The following is a 19,698-nucleotide window of genomic DNA, read 5'->3' as shown; positions in this document are numbered from 1 at the left end:
CAATGAAATGGGTTGGAAGAGAGTTTCCATCCAACATTAAAAAGGCTGCCGCCAAAAGTCAGAGAACCAACTTTTGGGGCAGCCTTATATTATTCGCTTACCGGATACGGCTCGATGCGATTCGATGGTTTCGGGTGCTTGATTTTTGGCAGGATTTTATTCAGTGGAACAGTTTGTGCCAGCTGATGTGTACTTGGATCAGCCGGGTCATAAAGGTCCAGGAACTTCATCACTTCTTTGACGATGGGTGTCGGCGTGGAAGCGCCTGCTGTAATGCCCACAGTTTCAACGCCTTCCAGCCATTCCAGATTCAGTTCGGAAATATCCGAAATGCGGTAGGCTGGAGTGCCGGCGATGTCCTGGGACACCTGTGCCAAGCGGTTTGAGTTATTGCTCATCGGGTCGCCGATGACGATCAATAGGTCTGCTTCGCCGGCCTGTTGCGCAACTGCTTCCTGGCGTACCTGAGTAGCCAAGCAAATTTCCTTATGGACTTCGGAATGCGGGAATTTCTCTTTTAGGCGTTCCATCATTTCCACAACATCCCATTGGCTCATGGTCGTTTGGTTGGTGACGATGATTTTTTCTGAGTCGATTTCCAGGCGGTTGACATCTTCCACGGTTTCCACTAAATGGACCATGTCGGGTGCGACGCCGATTGCGCCTTCCGGTTCCGGATGTCCGCTTTTGCCGATATAAATGATCTGGTAGCCATCAGCTGTCTTCTCCTCGATCAAGTCGTGCGTCACAGTGACGTCAGGGCAGGTAGCATCGATCGACACCAGGCCTTTGCGCCTTGCTAGTTCACGGACTTGCGGAGAAACGCCGTGGGCTGTGAAAATGACGGTGCCGGTCTCGACTTTCTCCAGAATTTCCAGCCGGTTTGTGCCATCCAATGTAATGATGCCATCTTCTTCAAATGCATCTGTTACATGCTTATTGTGGACAATCATTCCTAGTATATAAATGGGGCGTGGCAAACTTTCGTCCATTGCAGCATTTTTTGCAATGACCATGGCATCCACCACTCCGTAGCAATATCCTCTTGGCGATATTTTCATAACCTTCATCAAGTACCGCGCTCCTTTCAAAATCATACATTCATTATAACGGAGACGGTGCAGCTTTACAAAAGTTCCATCGCGTAAAGTGGCTATTTTATGCTATAATATCAAGAGCTTAAGGAGGGAATTTAATCCCATGACAAAATTCAACGAATATCCATTCAAACCGTTCCTATTGGAAGCGGTAGAAAAACTCGGTTTTACAGAACCGACACCGATTCAAAAGGAAATGATGCCCCATATATTGAAAGGCACAAGTGCTATTGGACAATCCCATACAGGGACTGGAAAAACGCATAGTTTCATCATCCCGATCGTAGAACGCATCGACGTCAGCAAACAGGAAGTGCAGGCGGTAATCGCAGCACCGACACGTGAACTTGGAACGCAGATCTACAACGAATTGCAGAAACTGGTTGTCGGATCCGGCATTGAAGTAAAATCGTTTATCGGTGGAACAGACAAGCAACGTTCAATCAATAAATTGAAAACACAGCCGCATATCGTCATCGGTACACCTGGCCGCCTGAGAGACCTGGTCAAAGAAAATGCTCTTTTGGTACACACAGGAAAAATTCTTGTAGTGGATGAAGCCGATTTGGCTTTTGATCTTGGTTTTATCGAAGAAATCGACCAAGTGGCTGGGAAAATGCAGGACAAACTGGAAATGTATGTTTTTTCAGCAACCATTCCAGAAAAACTGAAACCATTCCTGAAAAAATACATGGAATCACCAATTCATGTGAAAATTGGCGATAAACGCCCAACAGCTGACGGTCTGGACTTTTACCTGGTTCCTGTCCGCAGCAAAAAGAAAATGGAACGCCTGCAGGATGTCATGAAAGTCATCAATCCTTATTTGGCAATTATTTTCGTCAATACCCGCACAAATGCGGATTATGTTGCTGACCAATTAGCAAAACAAGGAATCCGTGTCGGCCGTGTCCATGGCGATTTGCCTCCGCGTGAGCGCGTCAAAATGATGCGCCAGATCCGTGATTTGGAATACCAATACATCGTTGCAACAGATCTTGCAGCGCGCGGAATCGATATTCAGGGCGTCAGCCACGTCATCAACTATGAGCTGCCGGAAGACCTGGAGTTCTTTATCCACCGTGTTGGCCGGACGGCTCGCGCAGGGATGAAGGGCGTGGCCATCACCTTGTTCAAGCCGGAAGATGACGACGCAATTGTCCGGATTGAAAAAATGGGGATTCCTTTCCAGCAAAAAGACATCGTCAATGGTGAGTTTGCAGATTTGAAAGATCGCCACAGCCGTACGACACGCATAAGAAAAGTGAACGAAGCGGATGCAAAAGCGAAAACGATGGTCCATAAACCAAAAGCGGTAAAACCGATGTACAAGAAGAAGATGAAATGGAAAATGGACGAAATCAAAAAAGCGGAACGCCGCAAAAATCGCAAAAAGTAAGGAGATAGTTTCATGCTATTAGGATCTCACGTATCAATGAGCGGCAAAGGAATGCTGCTTGCAGCAAGCGAAGAAGCCGCTTCTTACGGAGCGTCGACTTTCATGATCTATACTGGGGCACCGCAAAATACGCGCCGCAAACCGATTGAAGAGTTGAATATCGACGCAGGGCGTGCCCATATGGCCGCCAATAATTTAACGAATATTGTCGTCCATGCGCCGTACATCATCAATTTAGGCAATACCCAAAAACCTGAAACCTTTGCACATGGCGTAGAATTCCTTCAAAAGGAAATCGAGCGGACAGCGGCTCTTGGAGCAAAACAGATTGTTCTGCATCCTGGCGCCCATGTCGGAGCTGGAGCGGATGCGGGAATCGCTAAGATCATCGAGGGCTTGAATGAGGTATTGACACAGGATTATCCGGTCAATATCGCACTGGAGACCATGGCTGGAAAAGGCACGGAATGTGGACGCAGTTTTGAGGAAATCGCTGCCATCATCAATGGCGTTACTCATAATGAACGTTTGTCCGTGTGTTTCGACACTTGCCATACGCATGATGCGGGCTATAACATCAAAGAAGATTTCAACGGAGTCCTTGAAGAGTTCGACCGCATTGTCGGCATCGGCCGGCTTCAAGTACTGCACATCAACGACAGCAAAAATGTTCGCGGAGCGGGCAAAGACCGCCACGAAAACATTGGTTTTGGTGAAATCGGCTTTGATGCCTTGAACGGAATCGTCCATCATCCCGATCTTATGCATGTACCGAAAATCCTTGAGACGCCTTATGTCGGACTGGATGCCAAAAATAAGAAACCGCCTTATGCATTCGAAATTGAAATGTTCAAAGCGGGCATCTTTTCACCAGGCGCTATCGAAGAGTTGAAATCCCCTCTATAAGAGGCAAGAAGCTGAAGAAGGACCTGATTTTTTAGGGTGCGTCTTCAGCTTCTTATTTTTTGCTTACTGTCAGGGAAGAACATATTGTCTTCTTCTTATTTTAGTGATCAAAGAAAAGCCGGTGCAAATTATAAACTTATTCAAGCTCTATCTATTTACATTACCAGCGAACTCTACTATACTTTCTTAAGGTAAATCGTAATCATTATTAATTAGAAAAGAGGCGGCAAAATGGTCGCGCCATTAATTGACATTAAAGACATCAGTTTTGAATATGAACAAACAAAAGCGCTCCATAATATTTCCATGAAAGTGGAAGAAGGGGATTTTCTGGCGATTCTAGGCCCAAATGGTTCCGGCAAATCGACTTTGCTGAAGATTATGCTGGGGCTGATAAAGCCGAGCAAAGGCAAGATCGAGCTTTTCGGAGTGGACGCGAAAAACTTTAAGAACCGCGAATGGATTGGCTATGTATCGCAGAAATCCAATTCATTCAATTCAGGGTTCCCGGCAACGGTAGAGGAAGTCGTGGCAGGCGGCCTGGCTAAGAAAACCGGATTGTTCCACCGTTTGCCGAAATCTGCTCATGAACAAGTAGCAGAAGCGTTGGAATCGGTGGGCATGCAGGATTTCATCGGAAGAAGTGTCAGTGAACTGTCAGGAGGCCAACAGCAGCGCATCTTCATTGCCCGCGCATTGGTGGCTAAGCCGAAGATCCTGATTCTGGATGAACCGACTGTCGGCGTAGACCATCAAAATGTTCAGGCCTTCTATGATATGTTGGCGTCACTGAACCGCGAAAAAAATATCACCCTGGTGCTGGTGACGCACGATGTTGATACGGTGACAGACCGCATCACCCACGTAGCCTGTTTAAACCAGACCATCCATTTCCACGGGTTCAAAGAGCAGCTTCACACCATGAGCGACGAGCAGCGCGAAGCGTGGTACGGCCATTCTGTCCGGAAAATTCACCATATCGGAGGAAGCCATGCATGATTGAAGCTATATTATCTTATGAATTTTTACAGAATGCCTTTGCGGCCGGATTGATCATCGGGGTCATTGCCCCGCTCCTCGGCGTCTTTATCGTTGTCCGCAGGCTTTCCCTCATCGCAGATGCCTTGAGCCATGTAACGCTTGCAGGAATTGCAGGAAGCTTGTATTTAAGCCAGAGCGTGGCTTCATTGGCCCTGTTGAATCCATTGTTTCTTGGCATTGCGGCATCGGTAGCCGGGTCGGTGCTGATTGAACGGCTGAGAAGCCTCTACAAGCATTATGAAGAATTGGCCATTCCCATCATTTTATCTGCAGGCATCGGCTTTGGTGCTATTTTCATCTCCTTGGCGCAAGGCTTTTCCAATGACTTGTTCGGCTATTTGTTCGGTTCGGTTTCAGCGGTCAGCAGGGAAGACCTGATGATTGTTGGAGGAATCGCAATCGTCGTGTTGGCATTCATCTATTTCTTTTTCAAGGAATTATTCGTGTTGTCTTTTGATGATGAATACGCGAGAGCTTCCGGCCTACCTGCAAAATGGATCCATTTCATGTTCATGATTGTTACGGCGCTGGTCATTGCCGGATCTATGCGCATTGTGGGCATTCTGTTGGTGTCATCTTTAATGACGATTCCGGTTGCAACCGCTATGCGGGTGACGAAAAGCTTTAAACAGACGATCGTGCTGTCTATTGTTTTTGGGGAAATTTCGGTCATCACGGGACTTGTTACCGCCTTTTATTTTGATTTGGCACCAGGCGGCACAATTGTCGTCACTTCCATTTTCCTGTTACTCCTGGTCATTGCCTATAAAAAGATCATGGTTTCATTTAAAAAAGGAGCGATCGCATGAATTTAACCAACGCATGGAATATCCTGAAAGATAATGGGTTTAAAGAAACGTCAAAGCGCAATCAGATCCTGGAGTTGTTCGCCAATGATGAACGCTATTTGACGGCGAGAGATTTGCTGGATGTCATGCAGAAAGATTATCCGAGCATGAGCTATGACACGGTGTACCGCAACCTGGCAACTTTTGTGTCACTTGGCATATTGGAGGAAACGGAGTTATCGGGAGAGCGCCATTTCCGGATGCAATGTGAAAGCGATCATCATCATCATCATTTCATCTGCATGGATTGTGGGAAAATCAAGGAAATTCCGGTCTGTCCGATGGATATGCTCGGAGCCGCATTGCCGGCATATGAAATTGCTAACCATAAGTTTGAAATATACGGAAAATGTCCGGAATGCAAATAAAAGCGAGAGTGGGAAGAACCCACTCTCGCTTTATTTTTTTAGCTGTTATTACTGATCAATGTCTTTTGGATATTGAATTCATTCTTTACCCATTCATTTGCTTCGAGCCAATCGTAGACGCGTATCACGTTGTTGGGAATCAGTTGCCGGTTATAAGGGGTATCGAATAACAGGACAGGAATGTCCAGTTCTTCAGCGATTTCGACAGCATTATCGTGTTTGTCCTCGAAGAACAAATGGACATTGTGGCGCTTGGCTGTTTCGATTTTCTTATGGGAACCGATCAACTCGATATGGTCATAGGCAATGGCGTGTTCAGCGAACCAGTCAAAAGTGACGTCACGGACATTGTCGCCTCTGGCGGAAATGTAATACAGTTCGTATTGGTCTTTCCAATTGTTCAAGATTTTCTTGGCATTTTCAGAAACCGGAGAAGCTGCGTAGATCTGCGGCTCTGAATCCCGGAACCAGGAATAGAATTCACCTTGAGACAAATGGGGAAGGGCGGCGGTCAAATCATATTCCTTGATATCGTCCAAAGTCAATTCACTCTTGAACTTTTCATTTATGTGAGAAATCAATGACGATGGTGAAGTCACTGTCCCATCAATATCAATTCCAAAACGGTATCTCATCTGCTCACAACCTTATACTTGTTGTTGTTCCATTTCTTTTTTCTCTGCGGCTTGCTTCGCGAAATACTGTTCCGCTAATTTATCGATTTCAATTTTCAATTCATCAACCATTGTTGCCTCAGGAACTTTACGGACAGTCTTGCCGTTCATGAACAGCAAACCTTCTCCGCGTGCGCCGGCAATGCCGATATCGGCTTCACGAGCTTCACCCGGTCCGTTTACCGCACAGCCTAAAACAGCCACTTTCAATGGCGCTTTAATGTGGGAGATGTATTCTTCCACTTCATTGGCGATGGTAATCAAATCGATTTCAATGCGTCCGCATGTCGGGCATGAAATCAGGGTTGCAGCATTAGAGGAAAGGCCGAAAATCTTCAGCATTTCACGGGCCACTTTCACTTCTTCGACCGGATCCGCACTCAGCGAAACACGTAATGTGTTGCCGATGCCTTTAGCGAATAATGCGCCAAGTCCAGCGGCACTTTTCACGGTGCCGGAAAACAAGGTGCCGGATTCCGTGATGCCCAAGTGCAATGGATAATCGAACGCTTTTGATGCCAATTCATAGGCTTCGACAGCCAGGCTGACGTCTGATGCTTTCAATGAAACGATGATGTCGTGGAAATCCAGGTCTTCCAGGATCTTAATATGGTGAAGGGCACTTTCAACCATGCCTTCAGCCGTAGGATAGCCATATTTTTCAAGGATTTTGCGTTCCAAAGAACCGGCGTTGACGCCAATGCGGATCGGAATGCCTTTTGCTTTGGCTGCATTGACAACAGCTTCCACTTTTTCGCGGCGTCCAATGTTGCCCGGGTTGATGCGGATTTTATCGGCACCTTGTTCGATGGCGATCAATGCCAATTTGTAATCAAAATGAATATCCACTACGAGTGGAATATTGATGCGCGCTTTGATGGCGCCGATTGAATAGGCAGCGCGCTCATCAGGACAGGCTACACGGACGATTTGGCAACCTGCTTCTTCCAGACGAAGAATTTCAGCAACCGTCGCTTCCACATCGTGGGTTTTGGTGGTGGCCATACTTTGTATAAATAATTCATTACTGCCGCCGATCGTCAAATCTCCGACTTTTACGGGGCGTGTCTTTGAACGGTGTGTCATTTCGCTCATGAAAAAATCTCTCCTTTTTAATGGTGGCCTGTTTTTGCGGCTCACGTATCTTTGTCCCACAACTGCCGGATTTCCCGAAAGCTGTCGGCTCTATTCCATTACCTATAGCCATTTTAGCAGTGTCGCGCTCTAAAAGACAAGAAAGACGGCTGATTACCAGCGTTCTTTACAAGAAATTAACGTTCCGTTTATTGCTGTTTCATGGGCGGTTTTTTGGGGTAGTAGCCGATAGCCAAATACAAATAGAGGATGGTCAGCAGGCTGGTCGCCAGTGAAACAGCAAATCCGAGCTCGAAGAAACTCAGGATAAATGCCAGCAATGTCGGAACTGTGACACTGAGCGCAGCAGTTCTCCATAAATGGCGGTATTCACCTCGGCGCTTTCTGGCATTCACTATCAGTAAGGCGATCAATGCGAAAAAGCTGATTTTGATGAAATGATAAAGCGTAGTAGAGACAAATAAAAAAACCAAAGCAAATGGATAAAGCAGCCATTCGATGTCTTCGACAAACTCAATGAGACCCGCGATACTGCTGGTCGTATCACCTAAACCAAGAATCCATTCAACAAAAGAAACGATGGTCAATAAAGCCACGAAGACAAAGATGAACTGCATGATTTTGCCGATGGTCATAATACGGACGGCTGCCTGCCTTTTAGGTTCCATTAAACTCGCTTTGAATAATTGGTATATATTCACGATCATCTTCCTTTCATCTATATAATAATCCTACCATGTCAGCAGGAGAAAAAAATCCCGCTTTGTTACGGGAATGTAAATTTTCAATAAAGGTGTTTACAAAATCTTAGTAAACTATTCATAATAGGTTAGGTGTGAATAAGAAATTTAGGAGTTGAATAAGTATCGTGGAAATGAACTGGCAAGAAATTCTCTTTTCCTTCTTCGGTGGATTAGGGATTTTCCTATTCTCAATTAAGTTTATGGGTGATGCTTTGCAGAAAGCAGCAGGCGATAAACTTCGCAGCATCCTGGACCGCTTTACGACAAATCCATTTATGGGTGTTCTGGTCGGTATCATCGTAACCATCTTAATTCAATCAAGTTCAGGTACTACCGTAATCGTCGTTGGATTGGTAAGTGCCGGATTTATGACATTAAGACAGGCCATTGGCGTCATTATGGGAGCGAACATCGGAACTACTGTTACAGCCTTTATCATCGGGCTGGATGTAGGGGCATACGCTTTGCCGATCATGGCAGTCGGTGCCGCAATGATTTTCTTTATCAAGAAAAATCAGCTGCAGAATATCGGGCAAGTTATTTTCGGTTTTGGTGGACTTTTCTACGGTATGGAATTGATGAGCGGAGGCATGAAGCCGCTCCGTGAATTGCCGGCCTTCATCGATTTGACGGTCAACTTAAGTGAATTTCCGATTTTGGGAGTTGTTGTTGGGACAGTCTTTACATTGATTGTTCAGAGTTCCAGTGGTACGGTGGCGATTCTTCAGGGGCTTTATGCTGAGGATATCCTGACGCTCGGCGCATCTTTGCCGGTGTTGTTTGGTGACAATATCGGAACGACCATTACAGCAGTACTTGCGGCACTTGGTACGTCGATAGCGGCTCGCCGCGCTGCAGCAGTGCACGTGCTGTTCAATATCCTGGGCTCGGTCATCTTCTTGATCTTGCTGATTCCTTTTACGGCTTACGTAGAATGGATTTCCGGTGTATTGGCATTGGAGCCGAAGATGCAGATTGCTTTTGCCCACGGTTCATTTAACGTTGCCAACACAATTATTCAATTTCCATTAATAGGTGCATGGGCTTACCTGGTGACAAAAGCCATTCCAGGTGAAGAAGTCCTGGTCGAGTTTAAACCGAAGCACCTCGATATCCATTTTATCGAACAATCTCCGTCAATTGCGCTGGGACAGGCAAAAGAAGAAATCCTGCGCATGGGTGAATATTCGGTCCAAGGACTGCAGGAAACCTATGCCTATTTGATGACGAAGAGCAAGAAGAATGCAGAAATGGGTTATCAGCTGGAGGATGCCATCAATAATCTCGACAGCAAAATCACGGATTACCTGGTGCTCATTTCAGCAGAATCCATTTCGGCAGCCGACTCGACACGCCATACGATGCTGATGGAAACCGTCCGGGATATTGAACGGATCGGAGACCATTTTGAAAACATCATCGAGTTGGTCGATTACCAGGAAAACAACAAAGTGAAAATCACGGAAGACGCAATGGAAGATTTAACGGAAATGTTTACGTTGACCATTGCTACCGTGCAAAAAGCACTTAACGCATTGAATACGACCAGCCATGAGCTGGCGCGTGAAGTAGCCGAACAGGAAGACCTGATCGACAAGATGGAACGCAAATTCCGCAAAAAGCACATTTTGCGTTTAAATGAAGGCAAGTGTACAGCACAAGCCGGAATTGTCTTCGTCGACATCGTCAGCAACCTGGAACGAGTTGGCGATCACGCAGTGAATATTGCAGAAGCGATCCTGGGCAACCGCGCTTAACAAGAAAAGCGGAAGCGCCCGCTTAAGGAAGGTAACCTAAGTACGCGACTTCCTGTCGCAACGGTTACCCACATCCTGTGGGCCTCTGCCGGGCATAAGACAGACCAGCAGTGTGGCGTTCTTTGCCACGCAGCTGGGTTGGCTTATGACCCAAAGAGCTGGGCGCTGCAGCTGGATAATGAGAAAAGCGGAAGCTGCCGCGTAGCCCTGACAAGCGCTGGAAGCCTTAGCGGTAATGGCTGTCTTGGCCATTGCTGCTAAGGCTGAAGCGACTCGAGGGGCTGGCAGTTGGAGTCTGGACAAAGAAAAGCGGAAGCAATAATAACCTGAAACGGCAGAACTTGAAACACAAAATAATCTCTCTTTCATCCCACTTTACATTTTAAAAAATGTAGGGCACGATGGAAGAGAGATTTTTTATATAGGAGGGTTACAGATGGAAATTGTCGGCTGGATTGTCGTCCTGCTTTTTTTCGTTATTGGTTTTATCGGTTTGGTTTACCCGATCATACCGGCAGTGCTGTTCATTTTCGGCGGTTTTGTCATGTATGGGCTGTTTTTCAGCTTTAGTGAGCTGCCCTGGTGGTTCTGGGCAATCCAAAGCCTGTTCGTCATTCTGCTGTTCGGAGCGGATGCCATCGCCAATGCCTTTGGCGTCAAAAAGTTCGGCGGTTCGAGAGCGGGACTTTGGGGCAGCACAATCGGCCTGATCATCGGTCCATTCATCATTCCCATCGTCGGCATTCTGATTGGCCCATTTGTCGGTGCGATCATAGCGGAAATCCTGTTCAATAAATCCTCGTTGAAAAAGTCGTTCCTATCCGGAATCGGCTCTGTGGTCGGATTTATCACTTCTGTCTTCACTAAAGGGATCATTCAGCTCGTCATGGTCGCTATTTTCTTATTCACCATTTAAAGCGGTCAGGTTCCACAGGCTGCTAAATCAGGGTAAATCAGTCAAAGGTCTGAATAAAAGGATTTGGCGTGCGTTATGTTTGTATAGGTCTGAAAATTTTGATAGGCTAAGAGAGTAGACCAATAGACTCAAGGAGGAATTTTATCATGGCATATGAATTACCGGAATTACCTTACGCGTATGACGCACTTGAACCACATATCGACAAAGAAACAATGAACATCCACCACACGAAACACCATAACACGTACATTACAAACGTAAACGCGGCTTTAGAAGGCCACGAAGATCTTGCTTCAAAATCTGTGGAAGAATTGATTTCTGATTTGAACGCAGTACCTGAATCAATCCGTACTGCAGTCCGCAACAACGGCGGCGGACATGCCAACCACTCGTTATTCTGGAAGCTATTGTCTCCAAACGGCGGCGGCAACCCAACTGGCGCGCTTGGCGAAGCAATCAACAGCAAATTTGGCAGCTTTGACGAATTCAAAGAAAAATTCGCCACTGCCGGCAAAACTCGTTTTGGTTCAGGCTGGGCTTGGCTTGTCCTTTCAAACGGAGAACTTGAAATAACATCGACTCCTAACCAGGACTCTCCATTATCGGAAGGCAAAACACCATTGCTTGGTCTTGACGTATGGGAGCATGCTTACTACTTGAAATACCAAAACAAACGTCCGGATTACATCAACGCATTCTGGAACGTAGTGAATTGGGAAGAAGTTTCAAACCGTTACGAAACATCGAAATAATTGTCACTAATTGAAACTTTGCACACACTTTTTCGTCTGAAAAAGTGTGTGCTTTTTTTTATGTGATGATATACTGAGTAGTGGATATTTTTGCGAAAGGAGCAAACGCCCCATGAAACCGCCTCAAAAAAGACGCGTATCACTTGCGAGAGTGAAACTGCAGTCCAACACCGTCTTTCGGATGAATATCCTCTTTTTCACTATCTTTTTATTGTTTTCTTTATTGATTCTCCGTTTAGGCTTTCTCCAGATCGTTAAAGGAGAAGACTATGCGCGTGCTATTGCAAGGACGGAAGAAGTCCCTGTCAACACCAGCGTGCCAAGAGGACGCATCTTTGACAGCGAAGGACGGATTCAAGTCGACAATACACCGGTCAACGCCATCACCTATACAGCGATGCAGACGACCAAAAGGGAAGAAATGTTGACGGTGGCAAAAGAATTGGCTAAATTGATCGAAAAAGACGATGATAAAGTGACACTCCGGGATAAACAGGATTTCTACATACAATTGAATACCGAAAGTAGCAGCAAGAAAGTGACAGATGAAGAAAAAGCCGCTATTGCCGCTGAAGATATTACGGAAAAGGAAAAGCAAGGCAAATTGGATGCATTGGTCAGAGACAAAATCACCGATGAAGAACTGGCCAGTTTGACTGCTGAAGAGCTGGAGATTCTGTCTATTTACCGGGAAATGACTTCTGGATATGCACTGGCTCCTCAGATGATCAAGAACGAAGGCGTTACAGATGAAGAGTTTGCGCGCGTTTCAGAACGGCTAACGGATCCGAAACTTAAAGGCGTCAACACAGTGACGGATTGGAAACGCATTAAATCAAGTGATTTGACGATACTTGGAAGCACGACAACACCGGAAACCGGTATTCCTGCCAATAAAATTGATTATTACCTGGCGCGCGATTATTCACGCAATGACCGCGTAGGCACCAGCTTTCTGGAGCAGGAATATGAAGAAGTGCTGCAGGGCCAAAAATCGGTGGTCAAAAATGTCACGGATGGCAGAGGCAGTGTTATCGAAACCATTCCTGTAGATGAAGGAGAAGCTGGGAAAGACCTGGTTCTTACGATCGACAGTGAATTGCAGAGTGAACTCGAGAAGATCGTTGAAGATAAATTGCTGCAGTTGAAAGCAGCTCCGAGTTCCAAACTGGTAAAAGATGCCTATCTGGTCATGATGAATCCGCAGACCGGTGAAGTGCTTTCGATGGTAGGCAAGCGCCTGGGCAAAGATGACAATGGAAAACAGGTCATCAATGACTATGCTTTCGGCAGTTTTACGGCCTCTCATGAAATGGGATCAACTGTTAAAGGAGCCACCCTATTGACTGGCTATTCACAGGATGCTGTCGAGTTGAATGAAGTTCAAATCGATGAGCCCTTGAAGTTTGCCGGTACATCCCAGAAAAACTCCATTTTCAACACGCAATTATTCAACCGTATTCCGATGACGGATCTGATGGCCATTGAACGTTCATCCAACGTTTATATGTTTAAAATTGCCATGAAGATTGCCGGTGCACAATATCAATATAACCGAGGTTTGTATGTACCACCTGAGAGTTTTGAGGTCATGCGGAATTCGTTCGCACAATTCGGCCTTGGGGTCAAAACAGGCATCGATTTGCCTAATGAAGCCACAGGCTATATGGGCGGAACAACTCCGGGAGCCAAGCTTCTTGATTTAGCTATCGGACAGTTTGATACGTATACACCATTGCAGCTGGCACAGTATATTTCGACGATTGCCAATGATGGATACCGGATGGAGCCGCATGTCGTCAAGGAAATCCGTAAAGCTTCCAGAGACGGAGAAACACTGGGCCCGATTGAAACGATAATCGAACCCAAAATTCTGAACCGCATCAACAACACGCAGGAAGAAATCGATCAAGTGCAAACCGGGATGCGTAATGTGTATAGTGGCAGCTCGGGCTCGGCGCGTGCCCAATTCAGTGATACCCCTTATACAGCTGCCGGGAAAACCGGAACTGCAGAAGTGTATTTCTACGAAAAGGACCATGAAATGAACGGCACATATGCGATCAATATTGCACATGTGGGTTATGCGCCTTATGAAAACCCAGAAATCGCCTATGCGGTTGTCATTCCATATGTCACGACCGACCCGAACAATGTACCAAAAGCCAATAACGAAATTGCGCGTGCAGCAGCTGATAAATACTTCGAGTTGAAAAACAAAGAAGCGGAGTCAGCCACCAATTTAATAAAAGCGCCTTACAGCAATTCAGTTGTAGAAGAAGGCGAGTAAAAAGCTCCAGGGAAGTTCTCTTTATGAGAAACCTTCCTTGGAGCTTTTATTTTTTGGAAGAGCGCCCAATTTACAATTTCTTAACATTGGCTTTATATGTCCTCAACAAACTCTGTTTATAGTAAGGAGTGTAAACAAACATAAACTCTAGGGGGAAACAACGTAATGAGAAATTGGAAATTCGCGATGGCTTCAACTATTCTTGGTTCGGCTTTAATTCTGGGTGCATGTGGCGGCACAGAAGAATCTACAGACACTAGTACTGGCACAGAAGAAACTAGTTCAGACACAGCTGGAGAAGAAGCAGCTGTTGAAGGTTCTGTATCAGGCGACGGATCTTCTACCGTAGCACCGATTATGGAAGGCATTGTAGAAGAATATGCCGGCGCACAACCGGATGTCCAAGTGACTGTAGGCGTTTCAGGTACGGGTGGCGGATTTGAAAAGTTCATCCAAGGCGAAACGGATTTCTCTAACGCTTCTCGTCCGATAAAAGAAGAAGAAGCTGCGAGCCTTGAAGAAGCAGGAATCGACTACACAGAATTCCAATTGGCCTATGACGGATTATCTATCGTCGTCAGCCAGGAAAATGACTGGGTGGAAGACCTGACGGTGGAAGACTTGAAAAAACTATGGGTAGAAGATGGCACTACTAAAAAATGGTCTGATATCAATCCGGAATGGCCAGATGAAGACGTGGTCTTCTATGCGCCAGGAACTGATTCAGGGACATTCGATTATTTCAACGAAGTCATTCTTGAAGAAGAAGACCTTGTCAGTTCAGCAACTCTTTCAGAAGACGACAATACGTTGGTTCAGGGAATCCAGGCTGATCCAAATGCTATCGGATTCTTCGGCTATGCGTATTACGTTGCCAACCAGGATACATTGAAAGTCGTAACAATCGATGGCATCGAGCCAACCAACGAAACGATTGAATCAGGTGAATATTCACCGCTGTCACGCCCGTTGTTCACTTATGCCAACAACACAGCATTAGCTGAAAACGATGCAGCCTATGATTTTATGCAATATACGCTTGAAAATGCAGGAGCTATGGCGGAAGCTGTCGGATATGTCGCTTTGCCACAAGAAAAATACGATCAGGCTTTGGCTGATTTGGAAGCTTTAAAAAAATAAACAGTTAACAGTCTAGTTTAGTCCAGTCTGAGGGTGAGCAGCCACTGCTCACCTTTTGCGGTTGAAAGGGGATTCTATATGCGACCATCTGTGCAGGAAATGATCGCGCAGTCGAGAGGCAAGAAGAACAAAAAAGCAATCGAAAAGATCATTCCGATCATTTTATTTTTGATTGCTTCGGTTTCGGTTTTGACATCCATCGGGATTGTCTTGACATTGATTTTTGAAACCATCACATTTTTTACACGCGTTCCGTTCCTTGATTTTATTCTTGGCACCACCTGGCTGCCATTCTCAAATAATGAAGCCCAGTTCGGCATTTGGCCATTGATCATCGGTACGCTGAAAGTAACGGTGGTCGCCATCATCGTAGCGGTGCCAATCGGGATTTCAGCGGCGATCTACTTGAGCGAATACGCCAGTGAAAATGTCCGCCGAGTTGTAAAACCCGTGCTTGAAGTGCTTGCCGGTGTTCCGACGATTGTCTATGGGTTCTTCGCATTGACATTTGTGACACCGGTGCTTCAGGCAATTTATCCGGACATCAAAATCTTTAACGCGATTTCTCCCGGAATCGTTGTCGGCATCATGATCATCCCCATGATTGCTTCATTGTCGGAAGATGCCATGTCTTCTGTACCGAAAAGCATTCGCGAGGGAGCTTTGGCGATGGGTTCGACAAAGTTTGAAGTGGCGTGGAAAATCACCATACCGGCCGCGCTTTCGGGGATTGTGGCATCAATCGTTTTGGCAGTATCCAGAGCAATCGGCGAAACCATGATCGTGTCGCTCGCTGCCGGGTCAACGCCCAGGTTCGACGGCGACTTCACCGGCTCGATCCAAACCATGACAGCATATATTGTCCAAGTATCAAAAGGGGACGCTGGCTACGGAACGACGATCTACTATTCCATATACGCAGTCGGATTCACGCTTTTCCTTTTCACCATGGCTATGAACATTCTTGCCGGCTACGTATCGAAACGTTTCAGGGAGGAATACTGATATGAGATACATCGAACAGCAAACAGTAGTAAAGCGGATGAATGGCCGATTGATTGCCAATGCCATCTTCAAATACATCTTTTTGGCAGCTACATTACTGGCTTTATTGGCCTTGGTCATTCTGTTGTTCCGGATTGTCACGCAGGGAGCAGGAACATTATCGATTGATTTCCTGACCAACTTCGCTTCCCGCTTTCCGGAACAAGCGGGCATCAAAGCCGCGCTGATCGGCTCCTTATGGCTCATGATGGTCGTCGCACCAACTTCAATTATCTTAGGTGTCGGATCAGCAATCTATCTGGAAGAATACGCAAAGCAAAACCGCGTTACGAGCTTTATCCGCATGAACATTTCAAATTTGGCGGGTGTTCCTTCAGTCGTTTTCGGATTGCTTGGCTTAACGATATTTGTTCGGGCTATGGCATTGGGAAACAGTATTTTAGCGGCAGGATTCACAATGAGTTTATTGATCTTGCCGGTCATTATCGTTGCTTCACAAGAAGCGATTCGCGCGGTTCCCGGTGAACTGCGGGACGCATCCTACGGAATGGGTGCCACCAAATGGCAGACCATCCTGAAAATCATTTTGCCGGCTGCCATTCCGGGAATCCTGACGGGCAGCATCTTGGCACTGTCGCGTGCCATCGGGGAAACCGCCCCTTTGATTGTCATCGGCGTACCGGTCATCATTCAATTTTTGCCGGCAGGCGTCATGGATACATTTACTGCCTTGCCGATGCAAATCTATGATTGGTCGAGCCGGCCGCAGCAGGAATTCCAGGCAGTGGCAGCAGCAGGCATCATCGTATTGATGGCAGTGTTGCTGTTCATGAATTCGATTGCCGTCGTCATCCGCAACAAATTCGATAAACGCTATTAATGAACGCAAATTATGTGGAAGGGGTTCTGCAAATGACCACCATCGTTACCAAAAAACCAGCAACTAAGACAGCAACAATCCAGCCTTCAAAAAAGGCGGTTTATGAAACCAAACAGCTTAACCTTTGGTATGGCACGAACCATGCCTTGAAGAATATTGATCTGGAAATCATGGAAAATGAAGTCACGGCGATCATCGGGCCTTCAGGGTGCGGAAAGTCCACCTACATCAAGACTTTGAACCGTATGGTCGAATTGGTGCCTTCCGTGAAAACCTCAGGTGAAATCCTGTATCGCGGACGCAATATCTTTGATCAGGATTATGGAGTGGAAGAACTTCGGACGCGCGTCGGCATGGTTTTCCAAAAACCCAATCCGTTTCCGAAATCCATTTATGACAATGTGGCGTATGGGCCGCGGATCCATGGCATCAAAAACAAGAAAATCCTTGATGAAATCGTCGAAAAAAGTTTGCGCGGAGCCGCTATCTGGGAAGAAGTCAAAGACCGCCTGAACGAAAATGCCTACAGCATTTCCGGCGGCCAGCAGCAGCGGATCTGCATCGCCCGTGCGCTGGCGATTGAACCGGACGTTATCCTGATGGATGAGCCGACTTCGGCACTGGACCCGATTTCAACTTTGAAAGTGGAAGAATTGGTCCAGGAATTGAAGAAAGAATACAGCATCATCATCGTGACGCATAATATGCAGCAGGCAGCACGGATTTCAGACAAGACCGCATTCTTTTTGAATGGGGAAGTGGTCGAGTTCGACCATACCGATACAATTTTTTCAAATCCTTCCGATAAGCGGACGGAAGATTATATTTCAGGCCGATTCGGTTAAGGAAGGAGGCGGAACTTTTGTCAGTACGTGAAAAATTCGAATTTGAATTGAAATCCGCACAGGAAGAATTGATTTCTCTCAGCACTATGGCGGTATATGCACTCAATAAATCAATGGAAGCACTGGTTTCACAGGATGTGGATGCAGCGCTCGAAGTGATTGAAGACGACAAGGATATCAATCAGCTTGAAGAATATATCAATGACCGCGTCATTTTATTGATTGCCAAGCAATCTCCGGTAGCAACTGATTTAAGGCGCTTGATCGTCACGATAAAAGTGGCGTCGGATATGGAACGTGTAGGAGACTATGCGGTCAATATCGCAAAAGAGACCATCCGCATCGGCAACCAGGAATTGCTGCCGCAGATTGCGCAGATCCAGCAGATGCAGAAGCTGGCGGTTGCAATGCTTCGCCAAGTCATCGACGCGTTTGTCGAAGAAGATGTCGTCAAAGCAAAAGAGATTGCTGAACTTGATGATCAGGTGGATGAATTGTATGGGGACGTGATCCGCAAACTGATGCGCTCAGGCGGCGAAAATCCGGACAGGCTCAGCCAAATCACCCAACTCGCCTTTATCAGCCGTTATATGGAGCGTTCCGCTGATCATGCGACCAATATCGCAGAACAACTGTTTTATTTGGTCCGTGGCCAGCATTACGACTTGAATAAATAACAGGGGGCTCACATTCTCCAAAGTTCCGCTGTATATCGTTGGCAAATGGACATTCTTTCAGCTTGCAGAAAAAGCATCGAGAGCCAAAAAAGCTCCTGATGCTTTTTTTATTTAAAAAGGTTCAATAAATTGGATTTTTACAGTAGACTTTACGGTGGAATATGCTATAATAATTAAGTCGTATAGATCACGCTTATTTACAAATGATCTTTGAAAGAATTAGGAGGGATACCGATGCGTGTTAACATCACTTTAGCTTGTACAGAATGTAGCGAACGTAACTACAGCACTGTTAAAAATAAGCGCAACAACCCTGAGCGTCTTGAAATGAAAAAATATTGCTCACGTGAAAAGAAAATGACAGTACACCGTGAAACGAAGTAATTCATTGATTGCCAAAACCTCTAGAGGTTTTGGCTTTTTTCTTTGTAAAGGAGCAGGTGCTGATATGGACAAACAGACACAGCGAAAAGAAGTGTTGGCTTTACTCAATGCAATGACCGAAGAACAATATAGAAAGAAGTCGGAAAACGTGATCAACCGCTTGATGGCGGATCCTGCATTTTTGGCAGCAGAAACCATTGGCATGACGATTTCTGCATTTCCTGAAGTGGATACTTTTGATTTGATGGAGAAATGTTGGGCAGCAGGCAAAAAAGTAGCTGCACCGAAATGCCATCCGGCGAGCCGGGGCATGGATTTCCGGTTAATCGAACACATGGACCAATTGGAAGTGGTCTATATGAGGCTGAAGGAACCGATTGTTGCAAAAACGGACTACATAAAACCGGGTGGCATCGATTTATTGATTGTGCCAGGCGTGGTTTTTTCCAAGCAAGGCTATCGAATCGGCTTTGGCGGAGGCTATTATGACCGGTTTTTAGCGGGGTACCAGGGCGTTACACGTTCTTTGGCGTTCGATTGCCAGCTTGCGGAGTCGATTCCAGTGGAACCCCATGACTTGCCGGTTCAGGGTATTTATACAGAAAGCGGTTTTATCAACACAAAGGCGGTGAGTGAGTGAAAAATCTATACGATGTTATGCAATTATTGAAACGCTATGGCACGATCATCTACACCGCTGACTACAAAGCGGATCTTGATTTGATGGAAGATGAAGTCAAGGAGTTGTATCGCCTGCAGTTTATTTCTGCAAAAGAATATGCTTCAGCACTGCTTATTCTCCGCCAAAAGAAATCGGAATACGATAAAAAATAAATTCGTCAAACGAAACTTTATCCGATTTCCTTCGTCTAGAATAA

General features: G+C 46.0%; 21 protein-coding genes. 17 read left to right on the top strand and 4 right to left on the bottom strand.

The features are described from left to right. Positions 1-89 precede the first annotated feature (89 nt). The gene (locus AC1MEO_RS05005) at positions 90-1,070 is read right to left on the bottom strand and encodes a 4-hydroxy-3-methylbut-2-enyl diphosphate reductase (RefSeq protein WP_480334745.1); all 981 of its coding nucleotides are present in this window, start codon (positions 1,068-1,070) and stop codon (positions 90-92) included. Positions 1,071-1,200: 130 nt separating this feature from the next. Between AC1MEO_RS05005 and AC1MEO_RS05000 the strand changes: the two genes are divergently transcribed. From AC1MEO_RS05000 to AC1MEO_RS04980, 5 genes are all read left to right on the top strand, one after another. Continuing rightward, on the top strand, positions 1,201-2,496 hold the full coding sequence (locus AC1MEO_RS05000) for a DEAD/DEAH box helicase (protein WP_480334743.1): 1,296 nt from the start codon (positions 1,201-1,203) through the stop codon (positions 2,494-2,496). A gap of 12 nt (positions 2,497-2,508) precedes the next feature. Further along, the gene (locus AC1MEO_RS04995) at positions 2,509-3,402 is read left to right on the top strand and encodes a deoxyribonuclease IV (RefSeq protein WP_480334741.1); all 894 of its coding nucleotides are present in this window, start codon (positions 2,509-2,511) and stop codon (positions 3,400-3,402) included. Between the two features lie 231 nt (positions 3,403-3,633). Beyond that, entirely contained in the window at positions 3,634-4,401 is a 768-nt protein-coding gene (locus tag AC1MEO_RS04990; RefSeq protein WP_480334740.1) for a metal ABC transporter ATP-binding protein, read from the top strand. Further along, positions 4,398-5,252, top strand: a complete 855-nt coding sequence (locus AC1MEO_RS04985) for a metal ABC transporter permease (RefSeq protein ID WP_480334739.1) — start codon at positions 4,398-4,400, stop codon at positions 5,250-5,252. The genes AC1MEO_RS04990 and AC1MEO_RS04985 overlap by 4 nt, the downstream gene beginning before the upstream one ends. Beyond that, positions 5,249-5,659: a Fur family transcriptional regulator gene (locus tag AC1MEO_RS04980; protein WP_215101578.1), complete on the top strand. Its 411-nt coding sequence runs from the start codon at positions 5,249-5,251 to the stop codon at positions 5,657-5,659. The genes AC1MEO_RS04985 and AC1MEO_RS04980 overlap by 4 nt, the downstream gene beginning before the upstream one ends. Before the next feature lie 38 nt (positions 5,660-5,697). Here the strand turns inward: AC1MEO_RS04980 and AC1MEO_RS04975 are convergent, their stop codons facing one another. The 3 genes from AC1MEO_RS04975 to AC1MEO_RS04965 form a co-directional block, all read right to left on the bottom strand. Next, positions 5,698-6,294: a hypothetical protein gene (locus tag AC1MEO_RS04975; RefSeq protein ID WP_480334738.1), complete on the bottom strand. Its 597-nt coding sequence runs from the start codon at positions 6,292-6,294 to the stop codon at positions 5,698-5,700. 12 nt (positions 6,295-6,306) lie between these two features. Next, positions 6,307-7,428 carry a flavodoxin-dependent (E)-4-hydroxy-3-methylbut-2-enyl-diphosphate synthase gene (gene ispG / locus AC1MEO_RS04970; protein ID WP_480334736.1) on the bottom strand — a complete coding sequence of 374 codons (1,122 nt, stop codon included), beginning with the start codon at positions 7,426-7,428 and terminating at the stop codon, positions 6,307-6,309. 188 nt (positions 7,429-7,616) lie between these two features. After that, complete coding sequence (locus tag AC1MEO_RS04965) at positions 7,617-8,135, bottom strand: DUF1189 family protein (RefSeq protein WP_480334735.1); 519 nt, start codon at positions 8,133-8,135, stop codon at positions 7,617-7,619. 161 nt (positions 8,136-8,296) lie between these two features. On the opposite strand from AC1MEO_RS04965, the gene AC1MEO_RS04960 reads away from it, so the two are divergent. The 12 genes from AC1MEO_RS04960 to AC1MEO_RS04905 all read left to right on the top strand — a co-directional run bounded on the left by AC1MEO_RS04960 (position 8,297) and on the right by AC1MEO_RS04905 (position 19,654). After that, a complete protein-coding gene (locus AC1MEO_RS04960; protein WP_480334734.1) occupies positions 8,297-9,928 on the top strand; it encodes a Na/Pi cotransporter family protein in 1,632 nt (543 codons plus the stop codon). A 436-nt stretch (positions 9,929-10,364) separates the two neighbouring features. Further along, the gene (locus AC1MEO_RS04955; protein ID WP_480334732.1) at positions 10,365-10,844 is read left to right on the top strand and encodes a DUF456 domain-containing protein; all 480 of its coding nucleotides are present in this window, start codon (positions 10,365-10,367) and stop codon (positions 10,842-10,844) included. A 146-nt stretch (positions 10,845-10,990) separates the two neighbouring features. Then, on the top strand, positions 10,991-11,599 hold the full coding sequence (gene sodA / locus AC1MEO_RS04950; RefSeq protein WP_480334730.1) for a superoxide dismutase SodA: 609 nt from the start codon (positions 10,991-10,993) through the stop codon (positions 11,597-11,599). Between the two features lie 112 nt (positions 11,600-11,711). Further along, entirely contained in the window at positions 11,712-13,889 is a 2,178-nt protein-coding gene (locus AC1MEO_RS04945) for a peptidoglycan D,D-transpeptidase FtsI family protein (protein WP_480334729.1), read from the top strand. Between the two features lie 165 nt (positions 13,890-14,054). Continuing rightward, positions 14,055-15,029, top strand: a complete 975-nt coding sequence (locus AC1MEO_RS04940) for a PstS family phosphate ABC transporter substrate-binding protein (RefSeq protein ID WP_480334727.1) — start codon at positions 14,055-14,057, stop codon at positions 15,027-15,029. Positions 15,030-15,107: 78 nt separating this feature from the next. After that, positions 15,108-16,034, top strand: coding sequence for a phosphate ABC transporter permease subunit PstC (pstC, locus tag AC1MEO_RS04935; protein ID WP_480334726.1), 927 nt, complete (start codon positions 15,108-15,110; stop codon positions 16,032-16,034). Position 16,035: 1 nt separating this feature from the next. Continuing rightward, positions 16,036-16,914, top strand: coding sequence for a phosphate ABC transporter permease PstA (pstA, locus tag AC1MEO_RS04930; RefSeq protein WP_480334725.1), 879 nt, complete (start codon positions 16,036-16,038; stop codon positions 16,912-16,914). A gap of 32 nt (positions 16,915-16,946) precedes the next feature. Beyond that, the gene (pstB, locus tag AC1MEO_RS04925; RefSeq protein ID WP_480334723.1) at positions 16,947-17,759 is read left to right on the top strand and encodes a phosphate ABC transporter ATP-binding protein PstB; all 813 of its coding nucleotides are present in this window, start codon (positions 16,947-16,949) and stop codon (positions 17,757-17,759) included. Between the two features lie 17 nt (positions 17,760-17,776). Beyond that, complete coding sequence (gene phoU, locus AC1MEO_RS04920; protein WP_480334722.1) at positions 17,777-18,436, top strand: phosphate signaling complex protein PhoU; 660 nt, start codon at positions 17,777-17,779, stop codon at positions 18,434-18,436. 234 nt (positions 18,437-18,670) lie between these two features. Next, on the top strand, positions 18,671-18,820 hold the full coding sequence (gene rpmG, locus AC1MEO_RS04915) for a 50S ribosomal protein L33 (protein ID WP_006830468.1): 150 nt from the start codon (positions 18,671-18,673) through the stop codon (positions 18,818-18,820). A gap of 64 nt (positions 18,821-18,884) precedes the next feature. Next, on the top strand, positions 18,885-19,460 hold the full coding sequence (locus AC1MEO_RS04910; protein WP_480334720.1) for a 5-formyltetrahydrofolate cyclo-ligase: 576 nt from the start codon (positions 18,885-18,887) through the stop codon (positions 19,458-19,460). Next, positions 19,457-19,654, top strand: coding sequence for a YqgQ family protein (locus tag AC1MEO_RS04905; RefSeq protein ID WP_308788059.1), 198 nt, complete (start codon positions 19,457-19,459; stop codon positions 19,652-19,654). Before AC1MEO_RS04910 ends, AC1MEO_RS04905 begins: the two co-directional genes overlap by 4 nt. The last annotated feature ends 44 nt before the right edge of the window (positions 19,655-19,698 follow it).

It is taken from the genome of Planococcus sp. BI3 (assembly GCF_056680115.1).
Note: the sequence above shows the minus strand (reverse complement) of the source record. Positions and strands in the feature narration are given on the sequence as shown.

Bases quoted from the DNA above. Each gene is read 5' to 3' on its own strand.
- pstA (WP_480334725.1), top strand. From the start codon at position 16,036: ATGAGATACATCGAACAGCAAACAGTAGTAAAGCGGATGAATGGCCGA.
- AC1MEO_RS04955 (WP_480334732.1), top strand. From the start codon at position 10,365: ATGGAAATTGTCGGCTGGATTGTCGTCCTGCTTTTTTTCGTTATTGGT.
- AC1MEO_RS04990 (WP_480334740.1), top strand. From the start codon at position 3,634: ATGGTCGCGCCATTAATTGACATTAAAGACATCAGTTTTGAATATGAA.
- AC1MEO_RS04995 (WP_480334741.1), top strand. From the start codon at position 2,509: ATGCTATTAGGATCTCACGTATCAATGAGCGGCAAAGGAATGCTGCTT.
- rpmG (WP_006830468.1), top strand. From the start codon at position 18,671: ATGCGTGTTAACATCACTTTAGCTTGTACAGAATGTAGCGAACGTAAC.
- AC1MEO_RS05005 (WP_480334745.1), bottom strand. From the start codon at position 1,070: ATGAAGGTTATGAAAATATCGCCAAGAGGATATTGCTACGGAGTGGTG.
- AC1MEO_RS04980 (WP_215101578.1), top strand. From the start codon at position 5,249: ATGAATTTAACCAACGCATGGAATATCCTGAAAGATAATGGGTTTAAA.
- AC1MEO_RS04985 (WP_480334739.1), top strand. From the start codon at position 4,398: ATGATTGAAGCTATATTATCTTATGAATTTTTACAGAATGCCTTTGCG.
- sodA (WP_480334730.1), top strand. From the start codon at position 10,991: ATGGCATATGAATTACCGGAATTACCTTACGCGTATGACGCACTTGAA.
- AC1MEO_RS04910 (WP_480334720.1), top strand. From the start codon at position 18,885: ATGGACAAACAGACACAGCGAAAAGAAGTGTTGGCTTTACTCAATGCA.
- pstC (WP_480334726.1), top strand. From the start codon at position 15,108: ATGCGACCATCTGTGCAGGAAATGATCGCGCAGTCGAGAGGCAAGAAG.
- AC1MEO_RS04975 (WP_480334738.1), bottom strand. From the start codon at position 6,294: ATGAGATACCGTTTTGGAATTGATATTGATGGGACAGTGACTTCACCA.
- AC1MEO_RS04945 (WP_480334729.1), top strand. From the start codon at position 11,712: ATGAAACCGCCTCAAAAAAGACGCGTATCACTTGCGAGAGTGAAACTG.
- AC1MEO_RS04965 (WP_480334735.1), bottom strand. From the start codon at position 8,135: ATGATCGTGAATATATACCAATTATTCAAAGCGAGTTTAATGGAACCT.
- AC1MEO_RS05000 (WP_480334743.1), top strand. From the start codon at position 1,201: ATGACAAAATTCAACGAATATCCATTCAAACCGTTCCTATTGGAAGCG.
- ispG (WP_480334736.1), bottom strand. From the start codon at position 7,428: ATGAGCGAAATGACACACCGTTCAAAGACACGCCCCGTAAAAGTCGGA.
- pstB (WP_480334723.1), top strand. From the start codon at position 16,947: ATGACCACCATCGTTACCAAAAAACCAGCAACTAAGACAGCAACAATC.
- AC1MEO_RS04940 (WP_480334727.1), top strand. From the start codon at position 14,055: ATGAGAAATTGGAAATTCGCGATGGCTTCAACTATTCTTGGTTCGGCT.